The organism is Saccharospirillum alexandrii (genome assembly GCF_043641555.1).
Classification (GTDB): Bacteria; Pseudomonadota; Gammaproteobacteria; order Pseudomonadales; family Natronospirillaceae; genus Saccharospirillum; species Saccharospirillum alexandrii_A.
The window spans coordinates 964,617-982,068 of the sequence record NZ_JBHZRJ010000001.1; the positions used below are offsets into that span (position 1 = coordinate 964,617).

The window sequence follows — 17,452 nt, forward strand, 5'->3', positions numbered from 1 at the left end:
TGTGATCCAATTCACAATTGGAGGCGTATAGGTAAGGTTAAGCACAAAAACCAACGTCGATTATGCTGTTCGAGGTGAGCATGGAAGGTAGTTACGATATTTCGCTGGTCAGTTTGTCCTATCTGGTGGCCATACTGGCGTCCTATTGCGCTCTGTATTTTGGAACCCAGCTAACCCGGGTAGAGGGCAACAAGCGTCGAATCTGGTTGATATTGGGTTCGCTGTCGATGGGTCTGGGTATCTGGAGCATGCACTTTATTGGCATGGGCGCTTACCAGATGGACATGCCGATGACGTACGATCTGACCATGACGGTTGTCTCCTGGATCGCTGCGGTATTAGCCTCTGGACTGGCCTTGTTCCTGATCAGCAAATCCGTAGCCGGAGTCGGTGTGCTGATACTGGGCAGCCTGGTGATGGGATTGGGTATTGCCGTGATGCATTATTTGGGTATGGCGGCGATGCGCATTACCCCCTCGGTCAGTTACGACCCGTTCTGGTTCACGGTGTCCATTTTCATTGCGGTAGGTGCCTCCGGTGCGGCCCTTGCCATTTGTCGTTACACGCAACGTTTGGTGGGGCGCCAGGCCGTCGGCTTTCAGGGTATTGCCGCCCTGGTGATGGGCGCAGCGATCTGCGGTATGCACTACACCGGTATGGTGGCTGTCATATACCCGCAAGGTGCCATGCCAGCCATGAGCAACCAGTTGACGGGTTCAGCCATTGGCACACCGATCATCCTCGCGTCTGTTCTGTTTATTGTGTTTTCTCTGCTGGCGGTTTACAGCGATATCAAAGCGCGCAACAACGAAGAGGAATGGAACCGCCAGGAAGCCGAGCGGGTTAAGAAAATGGCCTTCGTCGATGAAGCCACCGGTTTGCCGAACCGCTCACGACTGGAACATCACCTGCTTGAGTCGCTGGTGGAGACCGGAGGGGCGGCGTCGCCATTTACCCTGGTTATGCTGGAGATGTCGAACTACCGGGAATTATCTGCCGGAATGAACAGCGAGACGCTGTATCAGCGGTTACACACGCTGTCGGAGCAGATTCAGAAACTGATACCGGCCGGGGTGTATCTGGCGCGTTATTCCAACGCAACCTTTGGCCTGGTGATTCATGATGCCATCGATTCGAAGGCTGTGAACCAGACGTTCGGCACGTTGGGCAAGGCGACAACCGCACTGAAAGTCACCGGGTGGAATGTGAACTGGAAGGCTGGTTTCAGCCGATTCCCGCAAACCGGTCACTCCAGTCGGATGCTGATTCGCGAAGCCCTCAAAACGGCACCGCTGGCGGAGTTGATCAATGACAAGGCGCCTGCGACGGAGTCGGGCGTGCAGATGCTGATTAACTGAGGCAGGAACGTGATTGTTTGAGCGGAGGCCGTCCCGGGTTGGATCGGCCTCAGGCTTTGAACGTCACCGTGGCATCCACGACCACGATGCAACTGCAGGCCAGAATCTCACTGTCACCGCACCAGGCCAGCGGCTCCTGTACGTAATCGACCGATCCTTTCATCAACACCATGCGGCAGGCGCCGCAATAGCCTTCACGGCACTGATAAGGCACCTTGAACCCCCGCTTCTCCAGTTGCTGCAGAACAGTCACCGGGTCAGGCGAGGGGAACAGGGTAATGCGATGCGTCTGTGACGCGTTCGGGTTGACCTCTCTGGTCACAACTCGAAATCTTCCAGAGCGCCGGTGTCGACATCACTTTGCAGGGCGCCGACCAGATATGTGCTGATCTCGGTTTCCTGAGGAGCAACCTGTACCTGGTCGCTTTGCAACCAGGCGTCCATCCACGGCAGCGGATTCTTGGGCGAACCAAAAGCCGGTTCCAGATCTATAGCCGCCAGGCGCTGGTCGGTAATGTGCTGGACGTATTGCGCCAGAATGTCGGTGTTCAGACCAATCATCGACCCGTCTTTGAACAGATAGGCAGCCCACTCTTTTTCCTGCTCGGCCGCATCGATGAAAATTTTGCGCACGTTGTCGCGTTCTTCTTCGGCGATCTCTGCCATGTCCGGGTCGTCGTGGCCACGCGCCATCAGGTTCAGCATGTGCTGGGTGCCGGTCAGGTGCAGGGCTTCGTCACGGGCGATCAAGCGAATGATCTTGGCATTGCCTTCCATTCTCGAACGTTCGGCAAAGGCAAAGCTGCAGGCGAAACTGACGTAGAAGCGAATGGCTTCGAGCACGTTGACCGAGGCCAGCGTTAAATACAGCTTCCGTTTCAGGTCGCGCAGTGCTTTTTTGCCGTCTGCACTGGCCTGCCACTCGTCGGTCTGCACCTGAAACCGCTGAGTCGCTTCAATCAGCGCATCGTAATACCGCGTGACGGTTGTTGCGCGCTCGACAATGGCCGGGTTGTGCACGATGTCATCGAACACCTTGCCCGGCTCGGTCAATACATTACGCATGATGTGCGTGTAAGAGCGCGAGTGAATGGTTTCACTGAACGCCCAGGTTTCGATCCAGGTTTCCAGTTCGGGCAACGACACCAGCGGCAACAGGGCCACATTGGGTGAGCGACCCTGGACGCTGTCGAGCAGCGTCTGGTACTTCAGGTTGCTCAGGAAAATGTGTTGCTCGTGCGCGGGCAGGGCAATGAAGTCCTTGCGGTCGCGCGTGAGGTCCACTTCTTCCGGTCGCCAGAAGAACGAGAGTTGCTTTTCGATCAGCTTTTCGAAAATCGGAAACTTCTGCTGATCGTAGCGCGCCACGTTTACCGTCTCGCCGAAAAACATCGGCTGACTGAACGTATCGAACTCGCGCTGGTTAAACGTTTGGTAAGCCATTCATGCTCCTCAGATCTTGCACGCGCCGCTGGCGCAATCGTCATCGTCCATGGCACTGCCGGCACCGTCGCGGGTGTTGTGGTAGTACAGCGTTTTGACACCCAGCTTGTAGGCCGTCAGCAGATCGTTGATCAGCTGTTGCATCGGTACCTTGTTGCCGTCAAAACGGGATGGATCGTAGTTGGTGTTGGCGGAAATCGACTGGTCGACGAATTTCTGCATCACGCCCACCAGATTCAGATACCCTAGGTTGTTCGGCTGTTGCCACAATAATTCATACTGGTTTCTCAGGTTGGCGATGTCGGGCACTACCTGCTTCATCACACCATCTTTCGACGTCTTAACGGAAACCAGGCCACGTGGCGGCTCAATGCCGTTGGTGGCGTTGGCGATCTGTGAACTGGTCTCAGAAGGCATCAGCGCCGTCAGGGTCGAGTTGCGCAGACCGTGTTGCTTGATACGGGCGCGCAGGTCATCCCAGTTCAGTTTTAATTCGGTATTGCAGATCTTATCGAGGTCTTTTTTGTAGTGATCGATCGGCAGCTTGCCCTGGGCGTACTGGGTTTCGCTGAAACCCGGGCAAGCGCCTACTTCTTCGGCCAGCACACTGGAAGCCTTGAGCAGGTAGTACTGAATGGCCTCGAAGGTATCGTGTGTCAGTTCCAGTGCAGAACCATCGGAATACCGCTTGCCGTGTTTGGCCAGATAATAGGCGTAGTTGATCACGCCAATGCCCAGGGTACGCCGCTTCATGGAGCCAAGCTCTGCGGCTTTAACCGGGTAATCCTGGTAATCGAGCAGGCTGTCGAGCGCACGCACGATCAGTTCCGCTAGAGGTTCCAGCTCGTCCAGCGATTCGATCGCCCCCAGGTTGAAGGCAGCCAGCGTACAGAGGGCGATTTCACCGGTTTCATCGTTAATGTCGTGCAACGGCTTGGTCGGCAGGGTGATTTCCATGCACAGGTTGCTCTGCCGTACCGGTGCCTGTTTTGGATCGAAGGCACCGTGGGTGTTGCAGTGGTCAACGTTCTGAATATAGATACGACCGGTTGAGGCACGCTCCTGCAGCAAAGTGGAGAACAGCTCTACGGCTGGAATCTGTTGCTTGCGAATGTCGTCGCGTTGTTCGTATTCGGCATAGAGCTGCTCGAACTTTTCCTGGTCTTCGAAGAACGCATCGTACAGGCCGGGAACATCAGATGGGCTGAACAGCGTGATCGGCTGGTTCTTGATCAGACGGGTGTACATCAGACGGTTGATCTGGACGCCGTAGTCCAACTGACGCACGCGGTTTTCCTCGACGCCACGGTTGTTTTTCAGTACCAGCAGGCTTTCAACTTCCAGGTGCCAGAGCGGATAGAACAGCGTTGCCGCACCGCCACGCACACCGCCCTGGGAGCAGCATTTAACGGCTGTCTGAAAATGCTTGTAGAACGGAATGCAGCCGGTGTGGAAAGCCGCACCGCTGCGAATCGGCGAGCCGATGGCGCGAATGCGACCGGCGTTAATGCCGATGCCGGCACGCTGGCTGACGTAACGAACCACCGCTGCCGAGGTGGCGTTGATGGAATCGAGGCTGTCGTCACTTTCGATCAGTACGCAGGAGCTGAACTGGCGGGTAGGGGTACGCACACCAGACATCACCGGGGTTGGCAGCGACAATTTGAAGGTCGACACCGCCTCATAGAACTTCTGAATCGTATCCAGACGGGTGGCATTCGGGTAGCTGGCGAACAGGCTGGCCGCGATCAGAATGTAGAGAAACTGCGGTGATTCGTAAATGTCACCCGTTACCCGGTTCTGCACCAGGTATTTGCCTTCGAGCTGCTTGACTGCCGCGTAAGAGAAGTTCAGGTCGCGCTCGTGGCGCAGAAAACCTTCCATCGCTTCGTAGTCGGCTTCGCTGTAGTCGGTGAACAGGTGCGCGTCGTAACGGCCGTCTTCGACCATTTTCTCGACATGCTGGCGCAACGTAGGCGGCTCAAACTGACCATAGGCACGCTTGCGCAGGTGGAAAATAGCCAGGCGCGCGGCCAGGTACTGGTAGTCGGGGTATTCCTCGCTGATCAGGTCAGCGGCGGCTTTGATCAGGGTTTCATGAATGTCGGAGGTGGTAATACCGTCGTGCAATTGCAGCTGGGCTTTCAGCTCAACCTGGGACACGGATACCGAGTCCAGCCCTTCAGCCGCCCAATTCAGTACTTTGTGGATTTTGTCGAGATCGAGGGGTTCGCTACGTCCACCGCGTTTTTTGACTGAAATGGTTGCTGTATTCACCTGCGCTTCCTCCGCTGTAGGGGCTGCATCGGCAAATGGCTGGGAAAACCAACTGAATGACTGCATAAGTTGGTTTTGCCAGTGTAGACCACTTCGCCTGACGCGTTATGTTTGGGGTGCATGGGTGGGGTCTGAAACGGACAGGGAAGGCTGAGCTGAAACACGCGACTACTTATGTTTGCAGCCGGTGTTTGACAGCGCCGCCAAGGGGCGCTGCATGGCCAGAATTCCCTGTAAAGACCCGGTTGAGCTGAGTACCCGGAGTAGTCCGCTCAAATCACCGAATGCCTATATATGGTGTTGTTTTGGTGGCGGCCTGTCAATATATAGATGTTTGCAAAAATGTGATGCAAGTATTTACTCGCTCTGGAAGGCCCTGATAGTGGGCTCCGTGAGCGTTAAATTTTCTTCGTAAATCTGAGTGGCTAAGCACCGGCTATTGTCCAGACACCAAAGCCAATAAACAACAGGCAGGCAACGATGTGGGCGGTGCGAACCGGCAGGCGTTGCATCAGCCAGTTGCCAGCCAGAATGACCGGTACATTGGCGATCAGCATGCCCAGCGTTGTGCCCAGCGTTACCCAGAACATCGACTGGTATTGGGCTGCGAGCAAGACCGTGGCTATCTGGGTTTTGTCGCCGATTTCGGCAATGAAAAACAGAATCAGCGTCGCCACGAAGGCGCCCATGGATTCAAAGCGGCTCGGGCCGCTGTCGTCTTTGTCCGGAATCAGCATCCACAGGCCGACGGCGATAAAGCTGCCGCCGATGATCCAGCGCGCCCAGTCGCCCGGTGTCCACTGACCGAGCAGGGTCCCCAGCCAGGCCGACAAACCATGATTGACCAGGGTGGCAACCAGAATACCCGCAACAATGGCCCAGCGGTTGCGAAACCGGGTGACCAGAAACAGGGACAACAGTTGGGTTTTATCACCGATTTCCGCGAGGGCAACGGCCAGGGTCGAACTGAGAAAGGCTTCCATGATTGTATTCCGAGGGCGGGGAGCATTACCAAAGGCAAACGCCACAGCCCCACCCGGTTCTGTGTCGTTTGCCTCAGGTCTCATCAGTCCGGCGGCTTGCGACAAACGCAGTGCCGGATGCGACCACCATGAACCTTCGGTTCAATTATGTTGATGGCCGCGCCGGTGGGTACCGGCCGATTACTCCCCCAAGACGGCGCGCAGTTTACCCGGCTGCGGCAACCGGAGCAACCTTGGGCCGGTTAATGAAGTTGATGGAGAGCAGCACCAGCATCAGTGCCACACCGGCGACTTCAGCGACAAAATTCGGGTAGAAAATGGCCACCACCCCGATTGAGAGCAGAGCCCGCATCCAGTTGCGCATGGGGCCGAAGAGGTAGCCCTCCAGCGCTGCGGCAAATGCGGCCAGTGCCAGTATCGCGATAAAACCATTCCAGAGTACAAGCGGAACGGGCCCGCCCATAATGATGGACGGATTAAACACCATGAACAGCGGAATCAGATAGAGCCCCTTGGCGAACTTCCAGGCCTGGACACTGGTTTCCATGGTTTTACTGCCCGCAATGGCCGCCCCGGCGAACGCCGCCAGGGCAACAGGGGGCGTCACGTTGGAGTCCTGTGAATACCAGAAGACGACCAAATGGGCGATCAGCAGCGGAATGCCGAATTCATTGGTCAGCGCCGGGCCGACCAGGACGATCAGTACAATGTAGCTGGCGGTAACGGGTAACCCGAGGCCCAGAATCAGGCTTGCTACAAGCACCAGCAACAGAGCCAGCAGAATGTTGCCACCGGAGAAGGCGATCATCATGGATGAGAATTTCAGGCCCAGCCCGGTCAGACCGACTACGCCGACCACGATGCCAGCGACGGCGCAGGCAATACTGACCGACACGGCATTCCGGGCACCGAGTTCCAGGCCCTGAAGCAGCTTAACGCCACCGTTACGCAAGGTGCCGCGTACTTCCGTGGCGAGCTGTCCGTTCTGCTGTCCGCGTCTCAACGCCAGCCAGAGGCCATTCAAGCCAGCCACTGCCATGATGCTGATGATGGCGTAAAAGCCGACCCGCATGGGCGATATCCCGAGCACCAGCAGCCACACTAGCAGCAACAGGGGCACCAGGAAGAACCAGCCCCGTGCGAGTACGTCGCGAATATTAGGTAGCTGACTCTTGGTTTGGGGTTGCAGCCCTTGCTTGACCGCGATGATGTGCACAAACAGATACACCGTTGAAAAATACAGTAAGGCTGGAAACACGCTGACTTTCACGATTTCCAGGTAAGGCAGGCGGGTGTATTCGGCCATTAGAAAGGCGCCCGCCCCCATCAGCGGAGGCATGATTTGTCCACCGGTACTGGCGGCTGCTTCAATACCACCGGCCTGGGCCGGTTTGTAACCGAGTTTCTTCATCAGTGGAATGGTAAATGCACCGGTGGTTACCACGTTGGCAATGGCACTGCCGGAAATGGAGCCCATGCTGGCTGAGGCGAGTACGGCTGCCTTGGCCGGGCCACCACGCTGGGTGCCGGTGGCCGAGTAGGCAAGATCAATAAAGAATTTGCCAGCGCCGGTGACTTCCAGCAAGGCCCCAAACAGCACGAAGATAAACACAAAGGTGGCCGCAACGCCCAGTGGTAAGCCGAAAATGCCTTCCTGACCGAGGTACAACTGAGCAGCGACCCGGTCGAGTGAATAGCCGCGGTGGTTAAGAATGCCGGGCAGAAACTCGCCCAACCAGGGTAAGTCGCCACGCGAACCGGCCAGCGCATAGGCAATCGCCAGGGTGCCGATGATGGTCAGGCCAGCACCCACGGCGCGGCGGCTGGCCTCAAGTACGGTGACGATGCAGATAATGGCGAAGATGATGTCGGTGTCCGACCAGAAACCGGCCCGGTTGATGATGTCATCGAGAAACCAGACAAGATAGAAGCCGGAAGCCGTTGAAGCGACAAAGAAAACAAAGTCGACGCCCATGGCGATGGGGCCTCTGGGCTTGCCGGGTTTCGGGCCAAACAATACAAACGTCAGCATCAGAATCAGCATCAAATGGATGCCGCGCTGATAAAACAGGCCCAGCGGTTCGATGCCGGCGCCATAGAGATGAAACAGCGACAGGCTGATGCCCAGAACGATGACCAGCCAGCGCCAGACGGCGGGCCCGGGCATCAACTCGGCCTGCCAGTCGCTCTCAACCTTAAAGGGTATCGGGGTATATTGTTTCATGGAGTCATACTTCCAGTGGGTACGTCAGCGGCGAGGCGAATGATGACGCGTTGGTCAAAGGCCAGTTCACTGAGGCTGATCAAATTGTGTTCAATTGCAATGCGGTGATTAACCCGCATTGATCCGACCCGCAACACGAGCTGATTGCCCGGTAACGGCTGGTTAAAATTGGTAATGCGATAACCGTGCTGGTTATCTGATTCCAAAGCACCGCGTCCGGGAATGTGCCCCAGGCCCGCGGCAAAATCGGGAGTGTGGGTGCTGTCGAGAATCAGTGTCTGGCCATCTACCCGAAAGCAGTCTTCTACCTGAAACCCCTGAACCGAGTGATTCCAGAGCAGGCACCAGCGGCCTTCATCGTTGGGCAAGTCGACCCTGGCCAGAATCTGATCATTGCGATCGACAACTTCCAGCTGCCAGGCAATAGCCGGTGTAACAACGGTGATTAATCCGGTGAGCACACCTAGCCTGATGTGTTTAAAAAAACCGCGGGTCTTGCGACCCACGGTTTCCAGGCTGGTTAGCCGCGTCATCTACAATTACTGGCGCAGGCGAGCCGGGATGTCGGCACCGATTTCTTCGTAGTACCGAATGGCACCCGGGTGCAGCGGAATCGGCGTAGAGGTCAGCGCGAAATCCACGGTGGTGTCGTTTGCGGCCGGGTGAATGTCTCGCAGGTATTCAACTTCCTCGAACAGCAGCTTGGTGATCTGGTAAGCCAGATCGTCAGACATGGCGGTGTTGACGGTCAGAACGTTGGGAATGCCAACAGACTGAACCGGTTCGTCCATGCCTTCATACAGGCCAGCACGGAGGGTATAAGGTGCAAATACCGGTTCCAGTTCCAGGGCGTTGGCCACTTCTTCTTCAGACAAGGACAACAGCTTGATGTCGCGGGTGGTGGCCAGGCTCAGAATTGAGCTGGTCGGCGGGCCGACACTCCAGAAACCCGCATCGATGTCGCCATCGCGAATCGCATCAGCGGTTTCGTTGAAGTTCAGACGCAAGGCAGTAAAGTCATCGTAGCTGATGCCATTGCCTTCGAGAATGGCATTGGCATTCACTTCAGTACCACTGCCCGGCGCGCCAACAGAGACGCGCTTGCCGCGCAGGTCAGCCAGAGAGTTAATGTCGGAATCAGCCAGCGTCACAATCTGGACCGCGTTCGGGTAAAGGGAGGCGAGCGCTACTACGTCCAGTTTGTTGCCATTGAAGCGGTCACCACCGTTGTACGCCTGGTAGACCGTGTCGGCCAGGGCGATGGCCAGGTCTGAATCTTCGCGATGTACCAGGCCCATGTTTTCAACGGACGCACCGGTCACTTCAGCGACCGCATCATAACCATCAATGTTGTTGGTGATCAGTTCCGCCAGACCACCCCCCAGTGGGTAATAGGTGCCGCCGGTGCCGCCGGTAGCAATGGACAGGGATTCAGCCTGGGCAGCAGAGAAGCCCAGGGCTGCGGTAGCACACAGTGCCAGTGAAAGCTTACGCATGAGATAGTTACCTCGATTGTTGTTGGTTTTGTACGTCTATTATCGTCGTTCATGAACCCGTGGCTCAGTCGATGTGCCTTCCTGACAGACACAAGCGATCGAGCTCCACAAGGGATCCAGGCACAGGGCCCGTTAATGACCTGATTGTAGTCGTGAAGATGCAGCAAGCACGGGTTGGTTCGAGTTTTTTGTAGCCCGGCTGCCACAGGGTCAGTCAGGCTATTGCAACCGGTGTGCCAGAAGGGAGATGCTTTCAAACCCGCATGCTTTGGGGGTTGGGGAGAATCAACCAGAGCGAGTAGGCAAGATTTTGCTCATTGGCAGGGGTTTGGTAAGCAAGAATTGGCTGGGTGCGCGCTCGTTAGAGCGCGACTCGTCTATCAGTCGTGACATTCAACGCCGCATTTCAATACCGCGACCAGCCATCACGTCTTTCGCCTCGGCAATACTGTACTCACCAAAGTGAAAAATGCTGGCGGCCAGCACGGCGTCAGCATGGCCTTCAAGAACGCCGTCGGCCAGGTGATCGAGGTTACCCACGCCACCACTGGCGATTACAGGAATGCGAATGGCATCGGCAACGGCCTTGGTCAGCCCAAGATCAAAGCCGGTTTTCACCCCATCACGATCCATGCTGGTCAGCAAAATCTCGCCGGCCCCCAGGGCTTCCATTTTTTGCGCCCATTCAACGGCATCGATACCTGTTGGTTTGCGGCCACCGTGAGTAAAAATTTCCCAGTGGTCTTCAACCCGCTTGGCATCAATAGCAACCACAATGCATTGGGCGCCAAACCGGTCGGAAGCCTGTTTTACAAACTCCGGGTTAAACACCGCCGCGCTGTTAATGGACACCTTGTCGGCACCGGCATTCAGCATGGTACGAATATCATCCAGCGTGCGAATACCACCCCCAACGGTCAGCGGTATAAACACCTGGCCGGCAATGGCACTGACGGTCTCGACCATGGTGTCGCGGCCTTCATGAGTGGCAGTAATGTCGAGCATGGTAATTTCATCGGCACCCTGCTCGTTGTAGCGGCGCGCCACTTCCACCGGATCCCCGGCGTCCCGAATATTGACGAAATTCACGCCCTTCACCACGCGACCCTTGTCGACGTCGAGGCAGGGAATAATACGTTTTGCCAGTGCCATAATTTAGTCTCTCGGTTGCTCTGTATGGTGCCCGGGCTTGCGTTAGTGCCAGGGGGGCGTGTCAGGCACCGGGTAGGCTTCTCCGGGGTCGGCGTGAACCCGTCCATGGGGCCTAGGCTTCGGCATCCATGCCTCAGACTTCCCCGGAGAAGCCTACCCGGCACCTGACACTTAGTTTGGCGTCAATTCTAACAATGGTACTACTGAACAATAACGATGGCGGTTAGCTCACCTGAGTCCTGAGTTAGAAATTCGCTATCAATCAACCACGAAAATTGCGAAGGACGGCCGGGTATGCCCATTGGAGGTCGTTGGACCGCAGGGATGCGGTCTTCGAGCCCCCATGGATGGGTTCACTGCGTGCCTCCAATGGGCATACCCGGTTGTCCGCCTGGCACTATTTCCAAATCGACGCAGCGGCAAATTGACCGGCGAATTTCTAACTCAGGACTCAGCCACAAACTCAACCACGCCCATCGCAGTAAGCCTGAGCCTCTTGCACATCGATGGCACCGTCGTAGATGGCGCGTCCGGTGATGGCGCCCAGAATGCCCTGGCTGGCGACATCACAGAGGCGTTCTATGTCGGTCATGTTGGTGACGCCACCACTGGCGATGACCGGAATGCCGCCGGCTTTGGCGACTTCTACGGTGGCATCGACGTTGACGCCCTGCATCATGCCATCGCGGCTGATGTCGGTGTAGACGATGGCGCTGACGCCGTCGTTGGCGAAATCGCGGGCGAGGTCGGTGGCCAGCACGTCGCTGACATCGGCCCAGCCTTCGGTGGCGACGCGGCCGTCTTTGGCATCGATGCCGACAATGATGTGGCCGGGGAAGGCCTGGCAGGCTTCGCGTACGAAGCCCGGGTTTTTCACCGCGGCGGTGCCAATGATGCACCAGCTGACGCCGGCTTTGATGTAGGCCTCAATGGTCTCCAGCGAGCGGATGCCGCCGCCGATCTGGATCGGCAGGTCCGGGTATTTTTTGGAAATGGCGGTGACCGCTTCTGCGTGAATCGGGGTGCCTTCGAAGGCGCCGTTCAGGTCGACCAGGTGCAACCGACGGCAACCGGCTTCTACCCAACGGGTGGCCATTTCTACGGGGTCGGATCCGAATACCGTGGCGTCTTCCATGCGGCCTTGCAGCAGGCGAACGCACTGGCCGTCTTTGAGGTCGATGGCGGGGATGATCAGCATTGAGGGTGTCTCCAGGTGTACTGGGGCAGCCGCTTAGCGGCGGCCATCCCAGTCGACAAAGTTTTTCAGCAGGGTCAGTCCGGCCGGAAAGCTTTTTTCCGGGTGGAACTGGGTGGCAAAGAGATTGTCCCGGTAAATCATCGCGGCAAAGGTGGCATCGTAGGTGCAATTGGCCGCCGTGTATTCCGGGTGGGCTTCCACGTAGTAGCTGTGTACGAAATAGAAGCGATCGCCGTTGTTAATGCCTTGAAGCAAGGGGTGGTCGATTTGCAAATCTACGGTGTTCCAGCCCATGTGCGGCACTTTCAGGGCCAGGCCGCGCTCGTCGGACGCGGTGGTACTGAAACGGCGCACCTCGCCATCGAAATGGCCCAGGCAGTCGACGCCTCCGTTCTCGTGGCTGCGGGCCATCAGCGCTTGCATGCCGACACAAATGCCAAGAAAGGGCTTGCCGCTGTTTACCGCATCGGCGACCACGGTGTCGACACCCTGGCGGCGAATTTCCGCCATACAGTCGCGAATGGCGCCGACGCCGGGCAACAGAATATGGTCGGCTTCGGCGATGCGGTCTTTGTCGGAGGTGACTTCGATTTGGGTGTTCGGGGCGACGTGTTCCAGCGCCTTGGCGACGGAGTGCAGGTTGCCCATGCCGTAATCAATGATGGTCAGCAGTGTGCGACTCACGGAAGTATCCTGTTCTGGCTGAGGTTTGCATCAGGCGCCCGCTGTGGGCGCCGTTGGAGCGACCTTCCGGCGGGTATCAGAGCACGCCCTTGGTGGACGGAGTGATGCCAGCCATGCGTTCGTCCGGCGTTAGTGCCATGCGCAGGGCTCGGCCGAAGGCCTTGAACACCGTTTCGATCTGGTGGTGCGAATTATGGCCCTTCAGATTGTCGATGTGCAGCGTGACCCAGGAGTGGTTGACGAAGCCCTGGAAGAACTCATAAAACAGGTCGACGTCGAAGCCGCCGACGCTGCCACGCGTAAATGGCAGGTTGTATTCGAGGCCCGGACGACCGGAGAAATCGATCACGACCCGCGACAGGGCTTCATCGAGCGGCACATAACTGTGGCCGTAGCGGGTGATGCCTTTTTTGTCGCCAACGGCTTTCGCGAAGGCCTGGCCCAGGGTGATGCCGATGTCTTCAACGCTGTGGTGGTCGTCGATGTGGTTGTCGCCGCGGCAGACGATGTCGAGATCGATCAGGCCATGCCGGGCTATCTGGTCCATCATGTGGTCCAGAAAGGGCATGCCGGTGTCGAACTGGGCTGTGCCGGTACCGTCCAGATTGATACTGACCTTGATCTGGGTTTCGGTGGTGTTGCGTTCAACCGTCGCTTGGCGACTCATAGTACGACTCTCTGTTCTTGGTGATTCGAGTGATGGTTCGGGCAACGCATACGGGTGGTTGCAGTAAAGTAAACGGCCTGAAACCCGGTTGCGCAGGCGCATTATATCGGTATGCTGCGCCTCAAACCACCCGGACCGACGCCAATGCCTGTAACGCTGGATTTGCTGTCCCGAACACCGCTCTCAGACTTGCCAGAAACCGATGCGCCAGATTTGGCCCGTCTGGCGCAGGACATGCGTGCCTGCCCCTGCTATCAGTCTGCCTGGATTGCCTGGCAGGCCAGTGCCCCGGGCGTGAGGCTCCATGCCGCCCGGTTTAACGGGCGCATCGTCGGCGTTGCGTTTGTTGAGGGTGATTGTGTGTTGAGCCTGGGGGTTCGGGCGCTGACTCGCGGGCGAGGGGTTGGGCGGCGAATGGTGTCGGTGCTGGCGCAGCAGTACCCACTGCGCCTCTCGGCGCAGATCCATCCTGAGCTTGCGACCTTTGTCAGTGCCTGTTTGACGTCGCTGGCAGATCGGAAATAACAGCCTGGTTTTTACCGCGTGACTTGGCCTCGTACATGGCATGGTCGGCCAGGTTGAGCAACTGATCGACCAGTTTCGGCGCCTGCTCGCCGGTGACTTCAATGATCCCCACTGAACATCCCAGTTGCTGGCCTTCGGGCCAGGTGAATTCCTGTCCGGTAAAACGTCGCAGGAAAGCCTGGCAGCGAGCCGGAGTCGAGAAATCCTCAAGAATGCGCTGGGCCAGTTGCTGAACCGCCTGGCCTTCTTCATTAGGGAATAGAATGACGAATTCGTCTCCGCCCAGTCGCGCTGCCAGATCCTCGGTGCGGGTGTGCTCTTTCAATACCTGCGCAAAGCCGCGCAATACCTGATCACCCAGTACGTGGCCATAGTTGTCATTCAGGTATTTGAAATTATCCAGATCCAGAAATGCCAGTGAGAACCGGTAGCTGGCATTGCGGCGACCACGGGCCAGCTCTTCTTCCAGGCGAGGGTACAGGGCCTGCCGGTTCATCAGGCCGGTCAGCATGTCGGTAGAGGAGAGGTGATGCAGTTCTTTTTCGTGCGCCAGCCGTTGAATGGCGGCCGCCAGTTGCCCCGCCAGCATGGAGGCGGTGCGCAGCACGGATTCTTCAAAACCGGACGGGTTTCGGGTCATCAGAATCATGTCGCCAAAATCGTGGTGGGGCAGGGCGATGCGGAAGATGCAGACGTAGCCGCTGTCCATGCCTTCAAGATCGAGATTGTGCATACGGATCAGCAATCGCCCGCGCGTCAACCGTTGCAAAGACAGCGCCTGATGCAGCCGCTCAACGTCCAGGACGGCCAGCCCCCGGGTAACCAGGGTGGCCTCCATAAAGGGTTGCTGGGTCAGTTCGATGGCGACGTAGTCGCAATCGAGATGGGCCTTCAGTTGCTGACACAGGGTTTCGACCAGTTCCAGAGTATCGGTTGCTGCATTGGTTTGAGCACTGAGGTGTGACAGCAGGCGGGTGTCCCGCACCCGCTGTTGTATCTGTTCGAGCTCGCTTTCAAGATCGGCGGCTCGTAACACGGACATCACATCAATGTTGCTGTCGGTCAGCGGCTGGGTAACCGCTTCCCGGGTTTGCATCCATTGAATCTGATAGGCCGGTTTCAAGCTGGAGGGCAAGTTGTCGGGCCCCGCGGCATACCAGGCCAGATTCACCAGGGTATCCGGCAAATCCGGTTGAGCCTCCAGCGATGCTTTCAATTCCGCAATCAGGGTGGTTACGCCCTCGTAGTCGGCTTCTGCCCGGGCGAAATGCAGTTTCAGGCAGATGAGCAAAACCTGCCCCCGTGCCGAGCGTTGTTCTGGCCGCTGCCGATAATCCTGCAAGGTATGCTGGGCGAGAACGCTGTGCCCCAGATAGAACCGGTACAGTGCCTGTTGCAGCATAAGGTCATCGAGCGTGTAAAAAGGAATGGTCACGAACCCGCGAATGCGACACAAACGAATGGCAGTAGTGAGCAGCCGCAAGCTTTCCGGAACATTGCCGCTGATCAGATAAGCCCAGGACAGGTTATGCAACGTGACCGCAATTTCATTGTAGTGAGCGACCGTTTGCAATTTGTGCAGGGTGTATAAAAAGGTGTCTCTGGCTTCCTCTATTCGGCCCAGCCGCATCTGAATAATACCCAGGCCGTTGTAAAGAGGGGCTTCATGCCGAGGCGATGCCATCCGGCTGCAACGGCTCAGCGCCAGCTCCAGCAGGCGATGTGCCCGCTGAAACCGGTGTGCTTTGGTTTGCAGCAACGCCATGGCTTCAGTCAGCTTGACGGTGGCGATGTCGTTCTTCTGGGCTCTGGCCTGGCTGAGGCCCGTTAAAATGGCGCGCCGCAGAAAGAATCGCTCCCGATCTGTCATGGAGCCTTCCCAGGCTATCTGGGCCGTGCGCAGGGCGTAGCCATAGTCGTCCTGGTCCAGCATCGGCAGCAGGGCTTCGAGCCGGTGCATTACCGTGGCAGGCGGCCGTTCGTGAAACATGCTGCTGATCATGACCTGCATCAGCAGCCATTCGCGTTCGCGCAATAGCCAGGGGGCGTCTTTGGTCGTAATTTGTTCCAGCGCCGTCTGGGCGTGTGTGGCCATTTGCCGGGCTGTGCTTAGCCGGTGTTTGGTCAGCGCACACCAGCCGAGGCGCAGGTAAGCATCGAACATCTGGTCGTAAAGATGCTCCTGCCGGGCTTCTTCGAGCAGTTCCGTCAACAGGGTAATGGCCCCGTTATGCTGGTCTTTGTAGTACTGGGCCTCAGCTTCGATCAGACGCAGAGTGCTGCGATGTTCGGATAGCAGCAGTATTTGCCGTTCATCCAGCATCAGCCCGATTTTATCGCAAAGCAGGTGGGTTTCTGTATGGCACTGCAAGGCGTGGTTTCTCAGTGCATCCTGAATCAGCCGCGGAATGCTCTGGGCACTGAGTGGCTGCGGCTCTGGCCAGGGTAACGAGTCGGCGTTCAGTTCGGGCGACAGGTCTATCAGCCAGTTGGGCGGGTCAATGTCGTCGTCGGCGCTGCGCTGGGTGCTGTGCCAGTCCGGATCATGGGAGGCCATCAGATCGGTATCGGTTGAGGTGAGCAACAATACTCGACCGTTCAACTGCTGTTGTACGGTTCTAACCAGACGCTGCAGACTGAAACTGGCAAAATGGAAATGCGTAAGCGCCACAACAATGGGGCGCGTTTGCGACAGGGCAGCCAGCAAGCACAGAATGTCGTCCTGAAAGGCGATGGTTTTCTGAATGACGTGGTCTTTCAGTTGCAGCGGATGGCGCTGAATAAAATGATCGTCGAGCAATTGCTGCCAGGTATTGAGATTGGGGCCATAAACACCCTGTTCCTGAAGCCAGTGCCCGCAGTCGGCAATGCCCAGCCGGTCGTAGCCATCCTGAATGATGTCGACTAGCGGGTAATAGCCATTCAGCTGACTGTCGGACGTCAGTTGATAGCGAACACACTCAGCGGGCAGGTCTGCCATAAACGCATCCACCAGGCTGCTGAAGCGGCGGCCATCGGCATCGGCGAAGAGCAGGCACTGTCCCTGGCCTTTTAACGTCTGCTGCCATGCATTGTCCAGCAGCCTAAGCGGGTAGGTCTGATTCATAGTCCTTCACGATCTTGCAGCGTTTCGTCAGTATAAACCAAAAGTTCAGGTCATCATGCAGACGAATTGGCAACTTTGCGTATTTAAGGTCGTAACTGTGGACCTGAATCACAAACCCGGCAATGCACCATAATAGTGCTAATATGACGCCAGTGGTTCCGTTATGGTGCAATGATGCCAAAGTAAGCCCCGTAATCGTGCATTTCGGGCCTTAAATGACTGGCCTGCTTCTTGCGTATGCCATTTAAAGAACCACAGGGCAGGCCACGGCGGACTCACCGCTGACCCCATTCAGGGTCTGTTTGCTGACTTCCATTGCAACCCGGTGCACAGGAAACC

At 57.2% G+C, this 17,452-nt stretch carries 14 protein-coding genes; 2 read left to right on the forward strand and 12 right to left on the reverse strand.

The window, feature by feature from the left end; genetic code table 11:
- Positions 1-80: 80 nt before the first annotated feature.
- Positions 81-1,358, forward strand: a complete 1,278-nt coding sequence (locus tag ACHUE7_RS04160) for an MHYT domain-containing protein (protein WP_394168880.1) — start codon at positions 81-83, stop codon at positions 1,356-1,358.
- 49 nt (positions 1,359-1,407) lie between these two features.
- On the opposite strand, the gene yfaE is transcribed toward ACHUE7_RS04160, so the two are convergent.
- The 11 genes from yfaE to hisB all read right to left on the reverse strand — a co-directional run bounded on the left by yfaE (position 1,408) and on the right by hisB (position 13,482).
- Positions 1,408-1,680: a class I ribonucleotide reductase maintenance protein YfaE gene (gene yfaE / locus ACHUE7_RS04165; RefSeq protein WP_348476863.1), complete on the reverse strand. Its 273-nt coding sequence runs from the start codon at positions 1,678-1,680 to the stop codon at positions 1,408-1,410.
- A complete protein-coding gene (nrdB, locus tag ACHUE7_RS04170; protein WP_394168881.1) occupies positions 1,677-2,801 on the reverse strand; it encodes a class Ia ribonucleoside-diphosphate reductase subunit beta in 1,125 nt (374 codons plus the stop codon). Before nrdB ends, yfaE begins: the two co-directional genes overlap by 4 nt.
- Positions 2,802-2,810: 9 nt before the next feature.
- Entirely contained in the window at positions 2,811-5,078 is a 2,268-nt protein-coding gene (nrdA, locus tag ACHUE7_RS04175) for a class 1a ribonucleoside-diphosphate reductase subunit alpha (protein ID WP_394168882.1), read from the reverse strand.
- A 425-nt stretch (positions 5,079-5,503) separates the two neighbouring features.
- Positions 5,504-6,061 (reverse strand): TMEM165/GDT1 family protein, encoded by a 558-nt coding sequence (locus ACHUE7_RS04180; protein WP_394168883.1) that lies wholly within the window; start codon positions 6,059-6,061, stop codon positions 5,504-5,506.
- Positions 6,062-6,266: 205 nt separating this feature from the next.
- A complete protein-coding gene (locus tag ACHUE7_RS04185; protein WP_394168884.1) occupies positions 6,267-8,285 on the reverse strand; it encodes a TRAP transporter permease in 2,019 nt (672 codons plus the stop codon).
- Positions 8,282-8,818, reverse strand: a complete 537-nt coding sequence (locus ACHUE7_RS04190) for a DUF1850 domain-containing protein (protein WP_394168885.1) — start codon at positions 8,816-8,818, stop codon at positions 8,282-8,284. The genes ACHUE7_RS04185 and ACHUE7_RS04190 overlap by 4 nt, the downstream gene beginning before the upstream one ends.
- A 6-nt stretch (positions 8,819-8,824) precedes the next feature.
- Positions 8,825-9,781: a TAXI family TRAP transporter solute-binding subunit gene (locus tag ACHUE7_RS04195; protein ID WP_127556521.1), complete on the reverse strand. Its 957-nt coding sequence runs from the start codon at positions 9,779-9,781 to the stop codon at positions 8,825-8,827.
- A gap of 393 nt (positions 9,782-10,174) precedes the next feature.
- Positions 10,175-10,933, reverse strand: a complete 759-nt coding sequence (hisF, locus tag ACHUE7_RS04200) for an imidazole glycerol phosphate synthase subunit HisF (protein WP_394168886.1) — start codon at positions 10,931-10,933, stop codon at positions 10,175-10,177.
- A gap of 463 nt (positions 10,934-11,396) precedes the next feature.
- On the reverse strand, positions 11,397-12,131 hold the full coding sequence (gene hisA, locus ACHUE7_RS04205; RefSeq protein ID WP_394168887.1) for a 1-(5-phosphoribosyl)-5-[(5-phosphoribosylamino)methylideneamino]imidazole-4-carboxamide isomerase: 735 nt from the start codon (positions 12,129-12,131) through the stop codon (positions 11,397-11,399).
- Between the two features lie 33 nt (positions 12,132-12,164).
- On the reverse strand, positions 12,165-12,815 hold the full coding sequence (gene hisH, locus ACHUE7_RS04210) for an imidazole glycerol phosphate synthase subunit HisH (RefSeq protein ID WP_394168888.1): 651 nt from the start codon (positions 12,813-12,815) through the stop codon (positions 12,165-12,167).
- Positions 12,816-12,891: 76 nt separating this feature from the next.
- Positions 12,892-13,482: an imidazoleglycerol-phosphate dehydratase HisB gene (gene hisB, locus ACHUE7_RS04215; protein WP_348476874.1), complete on the reverse strand. Its 591-nt coding sequence runs from the start codon at positions 13,480-13,482 to the stop codon at positions 12,892-12,894.
- A gap of 144 nt (positions 13,483-13,626) precedes the next feature.
- Here hisB and ACHUE7_RS04220 point away from each other — a divergent pair, with 144 nt between their 5' ends.
- Positions 13,627-14,007, forward strand: coding sequence for an acetyl-CoA sensor PanZ family protein (locus tag ACHUE7_RS04220; protein WP_394168889.1), 381 nt, complete (start codon positions 13,627-13,629; stop codon positions 14,005-14,007).
- On the opposite strand, the gene ACHUE7_RS04225 is transcribed toward ACHUE7_RS04220, so the two are convergent.
- A complete protein-coding gene (locus ACHUE7_RS04225; protein WP_394168890.1) occupies positions 13,970-17,113 on the reverse strand; it encodes a diguanylate cyclase domain-containing protein in 3,144 nt (1,047 codons plus the stop codon). The two genes, ACHUE7_RS04220 and ACHUE7_RS04225, sit on opposite strands and share 38 nt — an antisense overlap.
- Positions 17,114-17,452: the final 339 nt, after the last annotated feature.